This is a genomic window from Streptomyces sp. NPDC045701 (genome assembly GCF_056432045.1).
The window spans coordinates 1-1,044 of sequence record NZ_JBWKJV010000234.1; the positions used below are offsets into that span (position 1 = coordinate 1).

Consider the following 1,044-nt stretch of genomic DNA (forward strand, 5'->3'; position numbering starts at 1 on the left):
GGTTTTGATCTGGAAGTCGCGGTTGTTGGGGTGGGGCAGAGTTCCCGGGCGCTTCAGGTTTGGTAGGCGCAGTGTTAGCCCCAAACGCCGAGTAATGCATGAAGTTCCCCAACGCGCCTTGGAAAAAGCTAGAAGCCATCGGCGGCACCGAAAGAATCAAGACGGTCAGGAAAATCCCCAAGCCGCCCTGTTGCAGCGCCATCGTGTTCACCCCCGGCGAGTCACCGGCACCGAGTGCCATCATCGTCAGATACTGAGTGGCGAAGCTCGCCGCCACGGCAGCGACCATCTTCATCGCCACGGTCACGGTGAAGCTCAGCACCGCCATCGAGAACATCGTGCCCAGGCCGTACTGCAGCCAGCGGGCGAACATGGATTTGGTCCGCTCGAACATCAGGCTGAGGATGAACAACGGGCTGAAGCCGATGAACAGCGCGATGGCGAACTTGTACATCATCAGCAGCGCGCCGCCGATCACGGCCGGGCCGGCGACGCCGATGCCGGTCATCAGCAGTGCGCGGTCCTTGTCGTCCTTGATCGCGGGGCTGTCCAGCGCAGGCAGGGCATCGATCGCGGCCATGGCCAACTGCATGTTGGTCAGTCCGCTGTCGATGACTTCGGCCGGGTCCTTGTCGCTGTCGGTGACGATGTTACCGATGGCCCTGGGCAGGTCGTGGCTCAGCGTGGTGTGGATGCTGCCGGTCACGAACGTCGCCGAGGTGGCCGCGGTCAGGATCAGGAACACGCGCAGCGAGCTGACCAGCAGGCTCATCATCGGCTCGCGCGATTGGCCGGTCATGATGCGATACCCTTGGGTCACGATCCACATCGTCGCCAGCGTGGCCGCGATGGCGCCGATGACGCTGGTCATGCGGTGCATCATGTTGTCGCGGAATACGACGATCTCGTGGTCGAGATGATCGAAGATGAGCTTGAAGAACACCCACTGGCCGAGACTGTCGAACTGCGCGCTCAATCCGTCGAACAGTTGAGCGAGTGCGGCGGCGGTCGTCCATGACAAAGACATGGGCTGTTTCCTCGATC

1 protein-coding gene is annotated in these 1,044 nt (G+C 61.9%); it reads right to left on the reverse strand.

The window, feature by feature from the left end; genetic code table 11:
* Positions 1-1,027 (reverse strand): TrbL/VirB6 family protein (locus AC07DW_RS34665; protein WP_478861558.1); only part of this gene is annotated, 1,027 nt, incomplete at its 3' end.
* Positions 1,028-1,044 lie beyond the last annotated feature (17 nt).